This window comes from Mucilaginibacter sp. OK098, from assembly GCF_900142915.1.
Lineage (GTDB): Bacteria > Bacteroidota > Bacteroidia > Sphingobacteriales > Sphingobacteriaceae > Mucilaginibacter.
Genome location: NZ_FRCM01000002.1, coordinates 242,474 through 259,960, shown reverse-complemented (window position 1 = coordinate 259,960; position 17,487 = coordinate 242,474). Strand labels below are relative to the sequence as shown.

Sequence of the window (17,487 nt, the reverse complement as noted above, 5' to 3'; positions counted from 1 at the left end):
TTTACCGGATGCCTAAATTTGTACTATTTATATTTTTAGTTTTTATATCATTTAATTTAAAGGCGCAAACCTGGGAAATTGGCGGTGCTTTAGGCGGTGCAGGCTATATTGGCGATCTGAATCCCAATAATCCTATTAAAATTAGCGGTTATTCCATTGGCGGATTTGTAAAGAGAAACTTTAACGGTTATTTATCGGCCAGGTTAAATGGCGCTTTCGGACAAATAAGCGCTGCAGATAGTAATTCAAGCAATCAGCAATTCAGAAAAAGGAATTTAAGCTTCACAACTCCTATATATGAAGCAAGTATTATAGGGGAGTTTAATTTTATGCATTATATTCCAGAAGCCGGCAAAAATAAATTTACACCTTATATTTTTCTTGGCGTTGCTTTAGCCAGGTATTACCCCAGTACAATATACAAGGGGCAGACCTATGCATTAAGATTATACAGAACCGAAGGGGAACATACCGGGTATTCTTCGAATGCTATCTCCCCTTTATACGGTGCTGGCGTTAAGTATAATATTATGGGTAAATTTACCCTTGGCGCCGAATTAGGTTACCGCAACACGAACACTGATTACCTGGACGATGTAAGCGGCAATTATGCCGTTAAAAGTAAACAAGGTAAAATAGCAAGGGCGCTGGGTGATCGGTCTGGCGAAAAAACAGGCGTTTATATTGGCAGTGCGGGCACACAGAGGGGCGACTTGCGGCCGCACGATACCTATTTCTTTTCTCAAATCACCATTTCCTATACTTTTGTAACGCAGAAGTGTTATTTTCAATAACCAGGATTCCTTGGATTTAAAAGATTACCGAAGGACTTTTGAAATTGATCCTGAGTTCAAAATGTATTGATTTTTTCTGGGGTTCAAATTTTAGATCGCCAGCTATCCGAAAAATCCGCACATCTTATAAATCTTAATTTAAATGCATCATTGTTGCAATAAACTTTCATCAGCTGCGTTGTATTGTAAATCAGCTGCATCTGTTTGCCGTTGGTAACCAATTATTTAACCTTAATCTTTAACATCATGGCTGAGTTAGCACAATCCTCCGGAAAATCAGGCGGCAAACGCGTGAAAAGAATGCCTGTTCGTGTAGATCTGACTGCAATGGTTGATCTTGCATTTTTACTGATCACATTTTTTATGCTCACCACATCGTTTCAGAAACCGCGTAAAATGGATGTGGCTATGCCGGCTGGTGGCCCCCCGGGTGCTGTTTCTGACAAAACCACTATGACCATTTGTCTTGGCACAAAAAACCAGGCAGTGTATTATTTAGGTATGGCCGATAAGCCTTTAACAGTACCAAAACTTACCGGCTATGGCACACAGATCCGCACCGCAATACTTGAAATGACCAAACAGGTGTATGCTTCAACAGGTAAAACAATGATGGTATTAATTAAACCAGCCGAACATTCGGTATATGAAAACCTGGTAGATGCGCTTGATGAAGTAAATATTACCAAAGTACCATCCTATGCTATTGCTACCATCTCAGCAAAAGATATCAATATGTTAAAGGAAAAGGGGATCTATTAATTGGTTGATTAAGTTGATTGAGTTAGATTAGGTTGATTGAGTTGAAAAAATAATTACCAGCTCATTCAATCACCGGCTCAATCAACATTTTTCATGATTTTACGCCTGAAAAACCACTCACTCATTCAACCACTCACTCAATCAACTTCCTCAAAAATTCTTTTCCTTCCTCATAATAAAAAAACTACAATTAAGTTTTTACCTTTGTCCCCTGAAAAAAACAGCACAAGTTGTTGAGAATGGGGCCAAAACCCGGTTAGATTTTAATAATTTATTAACCGGGAACGTATATTATAGGGCATTTTTTAATAAATGATGCTTTATAAAGCCACGTTACGGCATTTAATAAACGTTATAATGGGATATAAGGATCAGATTGATTTGTTAAAATTGCCGCAGCACATAGCTATTATTATGGATGGTAACGGGCGTTGGGCAAAAGAAAAAGGCAAATTGAGAATATTCGGCCATCATAATGGAGTGCTTTCGGTTAGGGATGTGGTTGAAGGAGCTACGCTGCTTAATTTAAAATATCTAACGCTTTATACCTTTTCGTCAGAAAACTGGAACCGGCCAAAGCTTGAAGTTATGGCCATTATGGAACTGATGGTAAGTACCATTCATAAAGAAATAAGAAACTTTATGGAAAAAAATGTGCGTTTAAAGGCAATTGGCGATTTAGAAATGCTGCCTGATAAGGCCCGCAGGGAACTAAATAATGCAATTAACCAAACCAGTGCTAACACCGGGCTTGTGCTTACGCTTGCTTTAAGTTACAGTTCGCGCCGCGAAATTGTAAGCGCAGCTAAAAGCATTGCTATTAAAGTGCAAAGTGGTGAGTTAAATATTGAGGACATTGATGAGGAGACTTTTGAAAATAACTTATATACCAATGGCATGCCCAACCCCGAACTGCTGATAAGAACAAGCGGCGAACATCGCATAAGTAACTACCTGCTGTGGCAAATTGCATATGCCGAATTGTATTTTACAACAAAGTTATGGCCTGATTTCCGCAAGGAAGACCTGTATGAAGCTATACTTGATTATCAAAAACGGGAACGCCGTTTTGGGATGACAAGCGAGCAGGTCAACTAAATTTTTAACTTTAACACTTTTTAACAACTGTATAAATTATTTTTAGCCCACTAAAATATTCGAATGAATAAATACTTTTTTGCTATTCTTTTCACTGTGATAAGTACTGCTGCCCTGGCTCAAATCCCAGGGAGCCAGCCCAAATATTCGCTGCCAAAATCAACTTTACCTGCTGATAGTTTAAGTTATCTTGAACCAAAAGATTTTATTATTGGGGGTATTACCATCACCGGTACAAAATCGCTTGATAAAGATGTATTGCTAACCATATCAAAGTTAAATAAGGGCGACCATATAAACCTGCCGGGCGAAGCGAATGCCAACGTAATTAAAAACATGTATTCGCAGGGTTTGTTTGAGGATGTGCAGTTAAATATCACAAAAATAGTACTGGATACTATTTACCTTGAAATTGCTGTTACCGAGCTTCCGCGTTTATCGCGCCTACACTTAACCGGGATCCGCAAGGGCGAGATTGACGACGTTCAGAAAAAGCTGTCAGACAAAACCTATAAAATTGTTAACGCAAACCTTATAAGTACATCTACAGCTATCATTAAAAAACACTTTAATGAAAAAGGTTTTTTAAATACCACGGTAACTATTAAGCAGCGGAAAGATCCGGGTGATGCAAATAGCGTGATCCTTGATGTAGCAATTGATAAGCATAAAAAGGTAATGATATCTGATGTTACCTTTGAAGGGAATAAAGATTTCTCGCAAAAGAAATTAAGAAAATACCTGAGCAAAACGCGTAAAAGAAAGTTCTATAACATTTTTGGCTCGAAAAAATTCAAGCAAGATAAATATGATGAGGATAAACTGAACCTGGTAACAAAAATGCAGGGCAGGGGATACAGAGATGCTGAAATTGTAAGTGATTCAATTTTTAAAACAGGCCCTAATACAGTAGGTGTTAAATTAAAAGTGTTTGAAGGCCACAAGTATTACTTTGGTAACATCAAATGGTCTGGTAACGCAAAATATCCTGCCGATATACTAAATAAGATCCTGAAAATAAAGAAGGGCGATATATTTAGCGAAGAGGAATTAAATAAAAGGTTAACCGGCCCCACACCGGATAATGATGATATCTCCTCATTTTACCTGAACGATGGTTACCTTACTTACTCTGCCGACCCGGTACAAACAAAAATATATAACGATACGGTAGATATGGATCTGCGTGTTTATGAAGGACCGCAGTACACCATTAACAGGGTTATTTTAAAAGGTAACGATGTAACCAATGATAAAGTGGTTATGCGTGAGATAAGAACAAAACCCGGACAGAAGTTTAATAAGGAGCTGTTAATACGAAGCACGCGCGAAATTGGACAGTTAGGTAACTTTGACGAGCAGAAGACCGAACCTAAGCCAACCAATATTAACCCCCAGGATGGTACAGTTGATATTGTGTACAATGTGGTTGAAAAACCATCGGATCAGATTGAATTATCGGGTGGTTTTGGTGGCGGCCAGTTAGTGGGTACGCTTGGGCTTACCTTTAATAACTTTTCGCTCCGTAACCTGTTTCACCTTAAAGCTTATAAGCCATTGCCAAAAGGTGACGGGCAGAAATTGAGCTTAAGAGGCCAATCAAGCGGGCGTACTTATCAAAACTTTTCGTTTACGTTTTCTGAGCCATGGCTTGGGGGTAAAAAACCAATCTATTTTGCATTATCGGCTTATACCCAGTTAAGTTCAACTGGTCAGTATTATGCAACAACTAACCCGCTGTACAATAAATTGCGTATAAATGGTATTGGCGTTACCCTGGGTAAAAAATTAAACTGGCCTGATAACTATTTCCAGTTAAACTACTCGCTAAACTTTGACCACTATAATTTGGATAACTATACGGGTTATTTATTTTCAAACGGAACATCGTTTAATATTAAGCTAACCCAGGAGTTAAGCCGAAACTCAGTTGATCAGCCAATTTATCCTACATCAGGATCAAACATTAAATTTACTGTACAGGCTACGCCGCCATATTCATTGTTTAACAATATCAATTATAAAATAGCCACTCCGGAGCAGCGGTACCATTTTGTTGAGTATTATAAATTTAAATATGATGCACAATGGTTTACAAGGCTAACAGGCAAGCTGGTATTGATGTCGCAGGTAAGATTTGGCTTTTTGGGGCAGTACAACACAGAAGTTGGTCCATCCCCTTTCGAAAGGTTTAAATTGGGTGGTGATGGTATGCAGAGCTACCAGTTTTTACAGGGTAGTGAGATCATAGGTTTAAGAGGTTATCAAAACTTCTCAATAATTCCTGAAGGAACACATTATACTGCCGATACCAACCCGGGTAGTGCAATTTATAATAAATACACGATGGAAGTTCGTCATCCTGTTATACAGGGGCAATCGGCAACTATATTTTTATTAGCATTTGCAGAAGGTGGAAATGTTTGGAATTCTTTTAATAAATTTGACCCTTTCAACGTAAAACGTTCAGTAGGAGTTGGAGCCAGGATATTTTTACCTATTTTTGGGTTGCTTGGTTTGGATTATGGATATGGATTTGATAAGATACCGGGGATTCCGGATGCTAACAGAGGCCAGTTCCATTTCTCAATTTCTCAGAGCTTAAACGGCGGATTTAATTAATTTGCAAAGCAATTGTAATGAAGAGGGCAATTTTAATACTATTTTTTACGTTCATAACACTCACCGGTGCGTTTGCGCAGCGGTTTGCTTATGTAGATTCGGAATATATATTAAAGCATATGCCTGAGTATGCATCTGCTCAAAAACAGATAGAGGCGTTGTCAGTGCAATGGCAAAAGGAAGTAGATGCGCGTTTCCAGGAAATTGACCGCTTATATAAAGCCTACCAGGCAGACCAGATTTTGATGACTGCTGATATGAAAAAGAGACGTGAGGCGGAGATAGCAGATAAAGAAAAAACAGCAAAAGATTTTCAGCGTCAAAAATTTGGACCGGATGGCGACCTTGCGCAAAAAAGTAATTCAATAATAAAACCAGTGCAGGATAAAATGGCTAAAGCCATACAGGCAGTTGCCGAAAATGATAATCTTGATATGATATTCGACAAAAACAGCGAAGTAATTATGTTATATGCCAATCCGCGTTATGATAAAAGCGCAGACGTTTTAACAAAACTTGGCTTAAAGTCCGGATCACCCGCAAAATAAATTCTCAATATATTAATCCCATTAAATTTAAACACAGAACAAAAAAAAATGAAAAAACTACTTAAAGTTGCTTTAGTGGCGGTATGCTTTTTAACGGTAGGCAACTTTGCCAAAGCACAAGCAAAAATTGGCTACATTAATTTCGACGGACTTGTACAGCAAATGCCTGAATTTAAAACTGTTAAAGTACAGCTTGATACTTATCAAAAACAGTTTGTGGACCAATTATCCGCTATGAATACAGAGCTTCAAAATAAAGGCAAAGAATTCCAGGCCACACAAGCAACCATGACTGACGCTGTTAGAACAACAAAACAAGCTGAATTGCAGGATATTCAAAAACGCATGCAGGATTTACAAACCAGCGCACAACAGCAGGTTGAAAACAAAGGCAGCGAACTTTACAAACCATTAAGCGACAAAGCAACTGGTGCGATTGAAGCTGTTGCTAAAGAAAAAGGCTATAATTATGTAATTAATACAGCTCAAACACAACTAATAGTTTCCCCTCCGGGAGATGACCTTATGGCTGCTGTAAAGCTTAAATTAGGTTTAAAATAGTAAGTAATTAGTAAACATTTACAAAGCGCTCCAATATACGGGGCGCTTTTTTTATTTTTGTGCGAATGGTAAATAATAAACCGATAGGGATCTTTGACTCAGGCTATGGCGGCCTTACCGTTTTCCGTTCCATATTTAAGCAACTGCCGGAGTATGATTATATTTATATAGGCGATACTGCACGGGCGCCTTATGGTAACCGCTCTTTTCAAACCATCCACCAGTATACCTGGGAGTGTGTGCAATGGCTTTTTAAACAAGGCTGCCCGCTGGTTATACTGGCTTGTAATACGGCATCGGCTAAGGCGCTGCGAAACATACAACAAATAGACCTTAAAAACGAAGACCCTGCGAGGCGGGTATTAGGCGTTATAAGGCCTACTGCCGAAGTAATAGGTAATTACACTCAAACAAAAGAAATAGGCGTACTGGGCACAAAAGGAACAGTACAGTCGGGGTCGTACCGGATGGAGATAGGGAATTTTTTCCCGGATATAAAAGTACACCAGCAGGCTTGCCCGCTTTGGGTGCCGTTAATTGAGAATGGCGAATATGATAAGCCCGGAGCCGATTATTTTGTAAAACAATACCTTGACCAAATTTTGGCACAGTCGGCAAATATTGATACCCTTTTGCTGGGTTGCACTCACTATCCGTTAATTGAGAAAAAAATAAAAGAATACTTACCTGGAAACATACAGATAGTTTCACAGGGAGATATTGTTGCCCACAGCCTGGTAGATTACCTGCAGCGCCACCCTGAAATGGAGCAAAGTATCAGCAGAAATAAAACACAGCGATTTTTTACCACTACGGATGATACCGAAGACTTTGATCATTATGCAGAACTTTTCTTTTCCTCACCCGTAAAGTCGGGATATGCGGAGATAAAGTGTTAATTGCTGGGTTGATTAGGTTAGATTAAGTTGATTGAGCTGTTTTGGAGAATAATCGGAAACTTTAGTAGTAAAAATAATTTAAACCGGCAGCAGGATATTTTTTCTCCAGTTTTTTCTGAATTATTTTATAAATCCTTATTTCAGGATTTGGTATGGCATCTGTTTCAGTTATGGCCCAATTCTGCAATTCAATGTATGCCTGCCCATTGCAAATTTTGTAGCTCCTCTTTCCGTAAAATGTACCCAGCTGTTTGCACTTGTTGGTGTCAGTAATACAAATTATCATTTTAGGCGCTTTGCCCGAATACATGCTTGATGATAAAAAACCATCCCAGTAGCCAATAAAGTGAAGAGCGGGTAAAATGCCCCAAACAACCAACACCAGTTTATTCCAGCCTTGAAAAACATCCTTAAAGGTAATTACCCTTTCTTGTTTCTTTATAAAGATGAGATATAGATACAATATCATAACCATATTCCATGGCCACACAATATTATTGTAGTTTAAGCCTAACGGACCTAATAGTAAAAGGATAAACAGGTGCATTATAATTAAAGCTATCGCGGCTATTTTTTTAGTTTTTGAAAACAGTAAGCCTGTACCGGCAATTAATTCAAACAAGCCTAACAAATAGCCGGCATAATATATATAATGCTGCCCGGTAATGTTTGACGGAACCTTTAGAAACGATTTAAGGATGATCTGCACCCATACGGTGTGCAAGAAACCGTTGTTTAACTTTCCTAAACCGCTGTATAAGTAAGTTGATATTAAAATAAATATGAAAGAAGTAATAACAAGCTTTGGTTTATTTGTATTTATCATGAAAATGAAAATGATAAACAGGCATTGATACTCATACGGCTGCCACCTGTTTTGATCAAGCAGGCATGAAAAGATCTCGATCATCAATAAACCAACTATAAGAAATTTATTTTTATCGAAAAACAAAAGCATCGTGATACATAAAAGTGAGAGCACCAATAAAATGGTATGTATTACGGCAGGGATCTGATCAAGGCCTTCAAAAACCGGGGCAGTTGGGAACAGCCTGTAGGCCGTCCACATTCTCCAGCCCATTAATTTAACAATCAGCCAAAATATACAGACTATTTTAAATAGCAGGGCATTTATTGCTTCATTTTGAAAGTGTGGTTTTATCCTGGTCATTTTATAAAGAGATAAAATTAACCTGTTTTGTGTAATTCGCACTATCAGGATAAAAAGTAAAATAATAACTGCTAAACAAAATTTAATATTGAATAGAGGAACTCCGGGTTTCTCTGTGCTTTCTTTGCGCACTCCGTAGTAGAAAATGAACCGCAGAGTTCGCAGAGGAGGCGCGAAGGCCACAGAGACTATATAATATTATTTTGAGTGTGCTTTAGATTTAAGCCTTTGATACAAGCCTTTTCATTAATTATCAACTAACTCTACCAACTTAATCAACTATTCAACTGAATCCAACTCAATCAACTAAAATTTACTAAGTTTGCAGCTAAAGCAAAAAGGTTGAATTTTTATATCACATATTTTATTATTGCGATAGGACTGTTTGGTTTTTCGGCTTTGTTTGCGTTGTTTGGTGTTTATGCCGAACGCAAGGTCTCGGCCTTTATCCAGGACAGGCTTGGTCCGACAGAAACAGGCAAATACGGCTCGTTGCAAACCTTTGCAGATATCCTGAAAATGCTTCAAAAAGAGCTGATAACCCCGGCTGCGGCTGATAAACTGCTTTTTATTTTAGCGCCTGCCATTATTTTTATTGCCGTTTACCTGGGTTTTGCGGCATTGCCATGGGGACCGGGTTTGGTTCCGGCTAAGCTGAATTTAGGCTTGTATTATGTTTTCGCAATTATATCTATTGAAACCCTTGGCATTTTAATGGCCGGGTGGGGATCAAATAATAAATATTCCATATTGGGCGCAATGCGTTCGGCTGCGCAGATCATTTCATACGAGATCCCTGCCGGCTTTGCTATTATATCTGTGGTGATGATAGCGCAAACGCTGAACTTACAAACCATTTCATCACAACAAGGCATCCTCTCAACCGAAACCATAAAATTCTCTGGCTTTTGGGATGTTACTTCAACAGGCGGCTTTTTTGCCTGGAACATTTTCCGCGCGCCCCATCTGATCATCGCTTTTGTAATTTATTTTATAGCCTCGCTTGCCGAAAGCAACCGGGCGCCGTTTGATATCCCCGAAGCAGAATCTGAGCTGGTTGCAGGCTTCCATACCGAGTACACCGGTTTAAGGTTTGCCCTGGTTTTTTTGGCTGAATACTCCATGATGTTTTTGGTTTCGATGGTTGGCGTAATATTATTTTTAGGCGCCTGGAACACACCGCTGCCAAACATCGGCCCTGTACACCTGGCTACCTGGACTACCAACGCTGGATGGGGGATATTATGGATAATTATTAAAACGTTAACTTTAGTAGGCATACAAATGTGGATCAGGTGGACGCTGCCCCGTTTCAGGGTTGATCAGCTGATGGCCCTGTGCTGGAAGGTATTAACACCACTTGCTTTTGCCTGTATGCTGATATCGGGCGTGTGGAGGCTTTTTTTAATGTAGTCATTAGGCATTGGTCATTAGTCATTGGAAGATCGCAGAAATGAATGCATACTTTACCAATCATTAAAGACCAACCACTAATGACCAATGACCAATGACATAATGACTAACATAATAAAAGGTATTTCAACAACACTAAAGGGATTATCCATCACCTTCAGGCACCTTTTTGCTTCTCATAAAAAGAGGGAGCTGCTGCCTGCGAGTGATAATAATTATTTTAAGCAGCTGGAGGGTACCAATACCATACAATACCCGCATCAAAAGCTGCCTATTCCGGAGGTTGGGCGTTACCAGCTTGATGTGGAAATGGATGATTGTATTGTATGCGACCTTTGTGCCAAGGTTTGCCCGGTTAATTGTATTGATATAGAATCAATCAAAGCAACTGAGGCTATCGGCCAAACGTCTGACGGTACAACAAAACGGTTGTATGCCGCCAAATTTGATATTGATATGGCCAAGTGCATGTACTGCGGCCTTTGTACCATTGTTTGCCCTACCGAATGTATTGTAATGACCAACCAATATGATAAAACGGTTTTTCAGCTAAGCGATCTCACTTACCAGTTTTCGGATATGTCGCCGGAAATGGCTGCGGAAAAGAGAAAGGAATTTGACGTACAGCAGGCCGAAAGGCAGGCGGCAAAATTAGCCGCTATGCAGAAAAAGGAGGGCGGCGCATGAGCTTAGCACAGGTATTATTTTATATGATGGCGTTTATTGCAGTTGCCTCGACCTTGTTTGTGGCAGCTACTAAAAACCTGGTACGATCTATTTTTATGTTTTTTATAACACTATTTGCATTGGCAGGCTTGTATGTGCTGGCACTGGCAGATTTTGTAGCCATAACACAGATAGTGATTTATGTAGGCGGCATCCTGGTACTTATCCTGTTTGCTTTTATGCTCTCTGGCAAAGAAACTTTGAATGTAATAGGCACGCAAAGCAATAAATTCATCAGCATAAATAAATTACCGGCAATGTTGCTGGCCGGTTTGTTTTTGATCGTTTTGCTGAATATGATCTTTAAAATTGATGCTAATAATTTGGATTGGGTGAAGAAATCGGTGATTACCAAAAATATGATCCTTCCCGATTCATCAATGACAGAAAACATCGGCATAAACCTGATGACAAAATATTTGCTGCCCTTTGAAGCCATCTCTGTTTTACTGATGATAGCCTTAATAGGCGCAGCACATTTATCAAGAAAGGGGCGGGGGGCATGATCTCATTAACCGATTTTTTGGTAGTAAGCGCGGTGCTGTTTTGCGTAGGCCTGTATATGATAGTATCCAAGCAAAACGCTATCCAGATTTTGATAGGCATTGAACTGATGTTGAACGCTGCCATATTAAACCTGGTAGCCTTTGGCAAGTACGACCGCTTTAATAACGGTGGACAAATGTTTGCCCTGTTTGCCATAGTGCTTGCAGCCGCGACAACTGCCGTAGCGCTGGCCATTATTTTAAATGTGTACAAGCAGTATAAAACAATTGATCCGGGTAAGATTGATAAATTGGGAGATTAAATATGATGAGAAACTTATATTGTTTTATTGCTTTATTGTTTTTGTCATATAGTGCTGTGGCGCAAAGTGCTGATACAGCTCGTAAAGACACTTCCAAACACATGATATTTCTTGATGCTCCATCAAAAAATACATCTAAACCATTATATGTAATTGATGGAGTCATTTTTAAAGATCATGTTAAAGAAATTGATCCACTTGATATTGTGAAAATTGATGTATTAAAAGGGCCCCAGGCAAAAAGTATATATGGCTCGCGGGGAGCAAACGGTGTTATTGTGATAACCACCAGGCAGTTTGTTATTAACAAATGCCACAAAAAGTTTGTCGCTTTTTCAAAGAGCTACTCGGATTATTTAAGAACTCACGAAAACAAAGATGGTGACTTTAATTATATCCTGAATGGGTTCCCGCTTGCAGGAACGCCTGATGAAATTATAGAAAAATTACATGAGGTCTCTTCAGAAGATATTATAAGTGTGACTTTTTTAGACAAAAATAAAAATCCAGAACTGGTTAAATCAGCACTAATTATAACGGCAATAAAACAATAAATTGGATAACTTTTTACAAGCCATAGATACCCTCACCATAAAATTCACCCTTGCAGCGGTGTTGCTGCCCCTGCTTGCCTTTATAATTAACCTTGCTATCCCCGGTAAAAACAATAAAATAACCGGGTGGATCTCTACAGGGGCAATATTAGCAAGCACTGTTTTATCGGTGTTTGTATTTTCAAGGGTTTGGAACAGTCACCAGGTTCATCAGCTTGTAACCTGGTTTACCATTGGGGATACTAAAGTGTATGCAGGTGTTTTACTGAATAACCTTTCGGTGTTGATGCTGTTGCTGGTTAATTTGATAGCCTTGCCGGTTCATATTTACTCAACAGCTTATATGAATAACGATAAGGGTTATAACCGTTACTTTGCTTTTTTAAGCCTGTTTTGTTTCAGTATGCTGGCTTTGGCAGTGGCCGATAACCTGGTTTTATTTTATATTTTTTGGGAACTGGTGGGCTTTTCATCATACCTGCTTATCGGGTTCTGGTTTACAAGGGATAAAGCGGTGCAGGCCAATAAAAAAGCGTTTATCATGAACAGGATAGGGGATATAGGATTGCTTACGGCTATCCTGATCATTTATGCCACGTTTCATACGTTTGATATTAACATACTTTTCGGGCCAAACTCTATTATAAAATCGATCTCGTTTTTTAACAAAGGCGAATGGTTTACACCGCTTACAGGTTATTTTACAATTCCAGGCGTATCATACCATTTGGATGCCATATGGCAGTATGTTGCTTTTGGCGGGATCTTTTTGGCAGTGGCAGCTAAGTCGGCACAGTTTCCGTTACATACCTGGCTACCTGATGCTATGGAAGGCCCAACTTCGGTATCAGCATTGATCCATGCGGCTACTATGGTGGCTGCAGGTGTGTTTTTGCTTGGCAGGGTTTATCCCATGTTTAACAATACGGAATTAACTATACTGGCAATTATTGGCTGCTTTACCGCTTTTATGGCGGCAACTATCGCGCTTACGCAAAACGACCTTAAACGGATCCTGGCATACTCAACCATATCGCAGCTGGGCTATATGATAATGGCTATGGGCATTGGCGCTTACTCGTCATCATTATTCCATTTGGTTACACATGCTTTTTTTAAATGCCTGTTGTTTTTGGTGGCCGGGATAGTGATCCATCAAATGGCACATGTCAGGGATGATAATAAGCTGAACATCGACCCGCAAAGCATTCTAAACATGGGCGGCTTGCGCAAAAAAATGCCGCTTACCTTTATTACTGCCCTAATTGGCGGACTGGCGCTTATCGGCTTGCCGTTTACGTCGGGCTATTTATCAAAAGATGGGATACTGATCCAGGCATTTCAATGGTCGGAGGGTAAAAGCTTTGTTTATATGCTTATCCCTGTATTTGCGTTGCTTACCACCTGGCTCACCGCTTTTTATGTAACCCGGTTAATTGTAAAAGTGTTTTTTGGCGATCTGAGGTTGCTGAAGACTTACCCGTCTGCCAAACTGCATATCACCGATGGCGGGTGGCAGTATAGTGTGCCGCTGGTAATACTTGCTGCCGGCAGCTTGTTCCCGTTTTTTGCATTAAATCCAGTTGCTTATGAGCATTCATGGCTGTTTAAGGCTTTTTCGACTGGCAGCAGCCCCGCAACAGAGCGTGTATTTCATATTGTTGTGCCTGTTGGTGTAAATATTTTGAGCGTGCTGGTTATTTATGGCGCTTATGTAATTTATGCCGGGAAAAAACTAAATCCATTTTCACCAGCCGGGGCATTATGGCGCTTATCATTTAACGAATGGTATTTTGACAGATTCTACAATAAGTACATAATTAAACCTCTAATGGCCCTGTGTCGTGGCGTTTTCCGGTTTGACAGAAGGGTTATTGATACCTTTATTCATTCAATTGCCTATGCGGGCATGGCGTTGGCAAAACTTGCAGCCTGGACAGATCAATATATTATAGACGGCTTTTTATATTTGGTAACAGATATAGTTAAGGCCATTGGTAACTTTGCACGCAGGTTCCAGGGCGGTAAGGTGCAGTATTATTTATACAGCATGCTGGTTGTTATTTTGGTTATATTCCTTTTAAAAACATTGATATGAGTATAGGTGAAGGGTTAAAGGTGAAAGGCGAAAGGTTAGTGATTTGTACAATTATCGCTGGTTTTAAGGTTTCTGTCTTTTTTCTTGATTCTTGTTTCCTGGCTCTTAATTCTTCTATCTCATGAACATCCTAACCCTCCTCATATTTACACCTATCCTGTTTGCGCTTATAATTGCGCTGCTGCCTTCGGCATGGCGGAGCAGTTTTAAGTTTGTAACCTTATTGGCTACTCTTATACAGTTGGGGATGAGTATCTGGATCTATTACAACTTTAAAACAGGTGTATCCTTTGCAGGGATCAACCATGAGAGTCAGTTCCAGTTTTTACAAAAGTTACCATGGATCAACCTTGACCTGGGCGCCCTGGGTAAAATGCAGATAGATTATTTTGTAGGGATAGATGGGCTTTCAATAACCTTGTTGGTAATGACCTCCTTTGTGCTGGTTATTGCCGCCTTGGCCTCGTGGGAGATAAAAAGTAATTTAAAAGGTTTTTTTGTGCTCTTCCTGATATTGGACATGGCCGTAATAGGTGTGTTCTGCTCACTGGATTTCTTCCTGTTCTATATTTTTTACGAACTGATGCTGTTGCCGCTATATTTCCTGATCGGGATGTGGGGCGGTGCCAGGCGCGAGTATGCCGCTATAAAATTCTTCCTGTACACTTTGTTCGGTTCGGTATTTATGCTGTTGGTTATGATAGGGCTTTATTTGTCGGTTACAGACCCGGCAACAGGCAATCATACCTTCAATATCATCCAGATGATGAACCCGGCAAATTATCAACCTGACTCCGTATTCTCGGTTTTAAGCCATCAAACTATTTTTGGTATGCCGGCCCGTACTATAGGTTTTGTAATATTATTTATTGCCTTTGCCATAAAAGTGCCGGTAGTGCCTTTGCATACCTGGCTGCCCGATGCGCATGTTGAAGCGCCTACACCGGTATCCATCATCCTGGCGGGGATCCTGCTTAAAGTAGGCGGATATGGCATCATCAGGATCTGTGTAGGTATTTTCCCTGAGATTGCTCATGCCGATGCCTACTGGCTTGGTTTGCTTGGCGTAATCTCTATTATATACGGTGCACTAAATGCACTGGCCCAGCAGGATTTGAAAAGACTGATCGCTTATTCGTCCGTATCGCACATGGGTTTTGTTTTGCTGGGGATAGCTTCGTTAACAACCGAGGGATTAAGCGGTGCGGTAATGCAGATGGTTAGTCACGGATTTTTATCAACCATGCTGTTCTTTTTAGCGGGTGTTGTTTATAACAGGGTGCATGACAGGGGGATTACCCATTTCCGCGGACTTGCCACTATTATGCCAAAATATACTGCCTTTGTAGTGGTTGCCTTTTTTGCCTCATTGGGTCTACCGGGCTTCTCGGCATTTATAGGTGAAGCGTTCTCGCTTACCGGGGCATTTAAATCAGCATCGGTAAATGGGGTATTACCTTACTGGATGGCTGTTTGCGGAGCGTTTGGGATCCTATTAGGCGCCGCGTATTTTTTATGGACCTTACAGCGGATGTTCTTCGGTCCGGTAAATTTAAAAGGCGGCTCGGTATGGAAAACCGCTTTGACCGACCTTAACTTTCGCGAAAAAATAACATTGTTGCCACTGGCGCTTTTGGTATTAGTTTTGGGATTAATGCCTTCGCTGGTGTTCGATAAGATCAACGATTCGGTAGTTACCTTTATACAATTCTTACGGTTAAAATAAATAGCTGTGTTTTCCTTATGGAAAAACACAAGCACATGCATCCTGTAAATACAAAGCCCAATTAAAAGGGAGAATTAACAGGAAGTATTTATTTAACCTAACAGATCATGTTTAAAAAGTTATTATTAGCTGCGGTTGTAGTTTTTATCGCGATAGCAGCAAAAGCCGATGAAGGACAAAAGGTAACATCAAAAGTTCAAAAAGTTGTGGTGTTTTTAAAAGGTGCACAGGTAACACGTACGGCAATGGTAAATGTAAGCGCAGGAACAACAGACCTGGTATTTGACAATATTTCTCCGAATATCGATCCGCAGAGCATCCAGGTGCATGCCAACGGAGAATTTACCATACTTTCTGTTAAGCACGAGATGAACTACTTGAGTAATGGCGATGTTAAAACCAGGCAATTGCAGGAACTACATACCCAGGCGAAGCTGATCCGTGACAAGATAGATATGCAAAACAATATGCTTTCTATTTACCAGGCAGAGGAAAATGTTATCGCCAAAAATCAATTTGTAAGAACTGAGAACACTACACTTGATGTTTTAAAACTGAAGCAGGCACTTGATTTTCAAACCGAACGACTTACCGCTTTGAAACAAAAGGAACAGGCCGCCAATAACCAGGTTAACGGATTAAACATCGATCTGCAAAAATACGAGAGCCAGATAGCGGAGGTAAATAATTCTCAAAATACAGCTACAAGTAATATCATCGTAACCGTTTCATCAAAGGCTGCATTGCAATCAATATTTGCAGTAAGCTACGTTACAGAGAATGCAAGCTGGTATCCAAGCTATGATATCAGGGCAAAAAATGTGAATAGCCCGCTAACTATCGTTTACAAAGCAAACGTATTGCAGAGAAGCGGCGAGGATTGGAAAAATGTAAAGCTAACGCTATCAACCGGGAGCCCGACAGGCAATAGCATAAAACCGGAACTGAATCCTTATTACCTTAATATTTATAATGTTAACAAGGCATTAGAAGGTCGTGCTGATGGAATGGTAACAGAGGGATATAGCGTCGCCAGAGATAAACAATTAGCTGAAGTTGCAATTACTGTTCCGGTAGCAGTTAACGTGGTAGAGGCGCAAAACAGCGTTGAATTTAATATTGATAACCCATACTCGGTAACAAATGATGGGAAACCATGCCAGGTTGAAATAAACCAGGTAAATATAAATGCTACTTACCAGTATTATGTGGCACCTAAAATAAGCACCGATGTGTTTTTAACCGCACAGGTTACAGATTTAAATAAGTATAATTTTTTATCGGGCGATGCGAACTTGTTTTTTGAAGGTACTTATATCGGTAAATCGCGTATAGATACACGGGCATTAAGTGATACGTTGAATTTATCATTAGGGAACGATAAGGGCATATTGATAAAACGTACCCTTCAAAAAAATCTTACCGAAAAGCAAACCTTCGGCTCAAATAAAAAGGAAACCAAAAGCTGGCTGATAGAGGTGAAGAACCGTAAAAACCAAAAAGTAAACCTGCTGGTTGAAGACCAGGTGCCGGTATCGCAAAATTCAGCAATTGAGGTTGAGGTACAGGAATCAGGCGGGGTTAAGCCAGATGTGCTTACAGGTAAGGTTTCATGGAATTTCCTGCTAAATTCGCAGGAAGATACAAAGACACAATTAAGATACATGGTTAAATATCCAAAAAGCCAGTCAGTAATAGTTCAATAAT

The 17,487-nt window shown here is 39.9% G+C and carries 16 protein-coding genes; 15 read left to right on the top strand and 1 reads right to left on the bottom strand.

What is annotated here, in order from left to right; all coding sequences use genetic code 11:
- Positions 1-8 precede the first annotated feature (8 nt).
- The 7 genes from BUE31_RS08170 (at position 9) to murI (ending at position 7,284) form a co-directional block, all read left to right on the top strand.
- Positions 9-794: a type IX secretion system protein PorG gene (locus BUE31_RS08170; RefSeq protein ID WP_073402234.1), complete on the top strand. Its 786-nt coding sequence runs from the start codon at positions 9-11 to the stop codon at positions 792-794.
- Positions 795-1,040: 246 nt separating this feature from the next.
- The gene (locus BUE31_RS08165) at positions 1,041-1,556 is read left to right on the top strand and encodes an ExbD/TolR family protein (RefSeq protein WP_073403075.1); all 516 of its coding nucleotides are present in this window, start codon (positions 1,041-1,043) and stop codon (positions 1,554-1,556) included.
- A gap of 357 nt (positions 1,557-1,913) precedes the next feature.
- A complete protein-coding gene (locus BUE31_RS08160) occupies positions 1,914-2,654 on the top strand; it encodes an isoprenyl transferase (protein WP_073403073.1) in 741 nt (246 codons plus the stop codon).
- Positions 2,655-2,717: 63 nt separating this feature from the next.
- Positions 2,718-5,276, top strand: coding sequence for an outer membrane protein assembly factor BamA (gene bamA, locus BUE31_RS08155; protein ID WP_073402231.1), 2,559 nt, complete (start codon positions 2,718-2,720; stop codon positions 5,274-5,276).
- Positions 5,277-5,293: 17 nt separating this feature from the next.
- Entirely contained in the window at positions 5,294-5,824 is a 531-nt protein-coding gene (locus BUE31_RS08150) for an OmpH/Skp family outer membrane protein (protein WP_073402228.1), read from the top strand.
- A 48-nt stretch (positions 5,825-5,872) separates the two neighbouring features.
- The gene (locus BUE31_RS08145) at positions 5,873-6,385 is read left to right on the top strand and encodes an OmpH/Skp family outer membrane protein (RefSeq protein ID WP_073402225.1); all 513 of its coding nucleotides are present in this window, start codon (positions 5,873-5,875) and stop codon (positions 6,383-6,385) included.
- Positions 6,386-6,450: 65 nt separating this feature from the next.
- Positions 6,451-7,284, top strand: coding sequence for a glutamate racemase (murI, locus tag BUE31_RS08140; protein ID WP_073402223.1), 834 nt, complete (start codon positions 6,451-6,453; stop codon positions 7,282-7,284).
- A gap of 61 nt (positions 7,285-7,345) precedes the next feature.
- On the opposite strand, the gene BUE31_RS08135 is transcribed toward murI, so the two are convergent.
- Positions 7,346-8,455, bottom strand: a complete 1,110-nt coding sequence (locus BUE31_RS08135; protein ID WP_073402221.1) for a hypothetical protein — start codon at positions 8,453-8,455, stop codon at positions 7,346-7,348.
- Positions 8,456-8,797: 342 nt separating this feature from the next.
- Between BUE31_RS08135 and nuoH the strand changes: the two genes are divergently transcribed.
- The 8 genes from nuoH (at position 8,798) to BUE31_RS08095 (ending at position 17,486) form a co-directional block, all read left to right on the top strand.
- The gene (gene nuoH / locus BUE31_RS08130) at positions 8,798-9,868 is read left to right on the top strand and encodes an NADH-quinone oxidoreductase subunit NuoH (RefSeq protein WP_200801891.1); all 1,071 of its coding nucleotides are present in this window, start codon (positions 8,798-8,800) and stop codon (positions 9,866-9,868) included.
- 102 nt (positions 9,869-9,970) lie between these two features.
- Positions 9,971-10,555, top strand: coding sequence for a NuoI/complex I 23 kDa subunit family protein (locus BUE31_RS08125; RefSeq protein ID WP_073403069.1), 585 nt, complete (start codon positions 9,971-9,973; stop codon positions 10,553-10,555).
- Positions 10,552-11,100 carry an NADH-quinone oxidoreductase subunit J family protein gene (locus BUE31_RS08120; protein ID WP_073402218.1) on the top strand — a complete coding sequence of 183 codons (549 nt, stop codon included), beginning with the start codon at positions 10,552-10,554 and terminating at the stop codon, positions 11,098-11,100. The genes BUE31_RS08125 and BUE31_RS08120 overlap by 4 nt, the downstream gene beginning before the upstream one ends.
- Positions 11,097-11,402: an NADH-quinone oxidoreductase subunit NuoK gene (gene nuoK / locus BUE31_RS08115; RefSeq protein WP_073402216.1), complete on the top strand. Its 306-nt coding sequence runs from the start codon at positions 11,097-11,099 to the stop codon at positions 11,400-11,402. The genes BUE31_RS08120 and nuoK overlap by 4 nt, the downstream gene beginning before the upstream one ends.
- 2 nt (positions 11,403-11,404) lie before the next feature.
- Positions 11,405-11,956: a TonB-dependent receptor plug domain-containing protein gene (locus tag BUE31_RS08110; RefSeq protein WP_073402213.1), complete on the top strand. Its 552-nt coding sequence runs from the start codon at positions 11,405-11,407 to the stop codon at positions 11,954-11,956.
- A 1-nt stretch (position 11,957) separates the two neighbouring features.
- The gene (gene nuoL / locus BUE31_RS08105; protein ID WP_073402210.1) at positions 11,958-14,054 is read left to right on the top strand and encodes an NADH-quinone oxidoreductase subunit L; all 2,097 of its coding nucleotides are present in this window, start codon (positions 11,958-11,960) and stop codon (positions 14,052-14,054) included.
- Between the two features lie 121 nt (positions 14,055-14,175).
- The gene (locus tag BUE31_RS08100) at positions 14,176-15,780 is read left to right on the top strand and encodes a complex I subunit 4 family protein (RefSeq protein WP_073402208.1); all 1,605 of its coding nucleotides are present in this window, start codon (positions 14,176-14,178) and stop codon (positions 15,778-15,780) included.
- A 107-nt stretch (positions 15,781-15,887) separates the two neighbouring features.
- Positions 15,888-17,486, top strand: a complete 1,599-nt coding sequence (locus tag BUE31_RS08095) for a DUF4139 domain-containing protein (RefSeq protein WP_073402204.1) — start codon at positions 15,888-15,890, stop codon at positions 17,484-17,486.
- The last annotated feature ends 1 nt before the right edge of the window (position 17,487 follow it).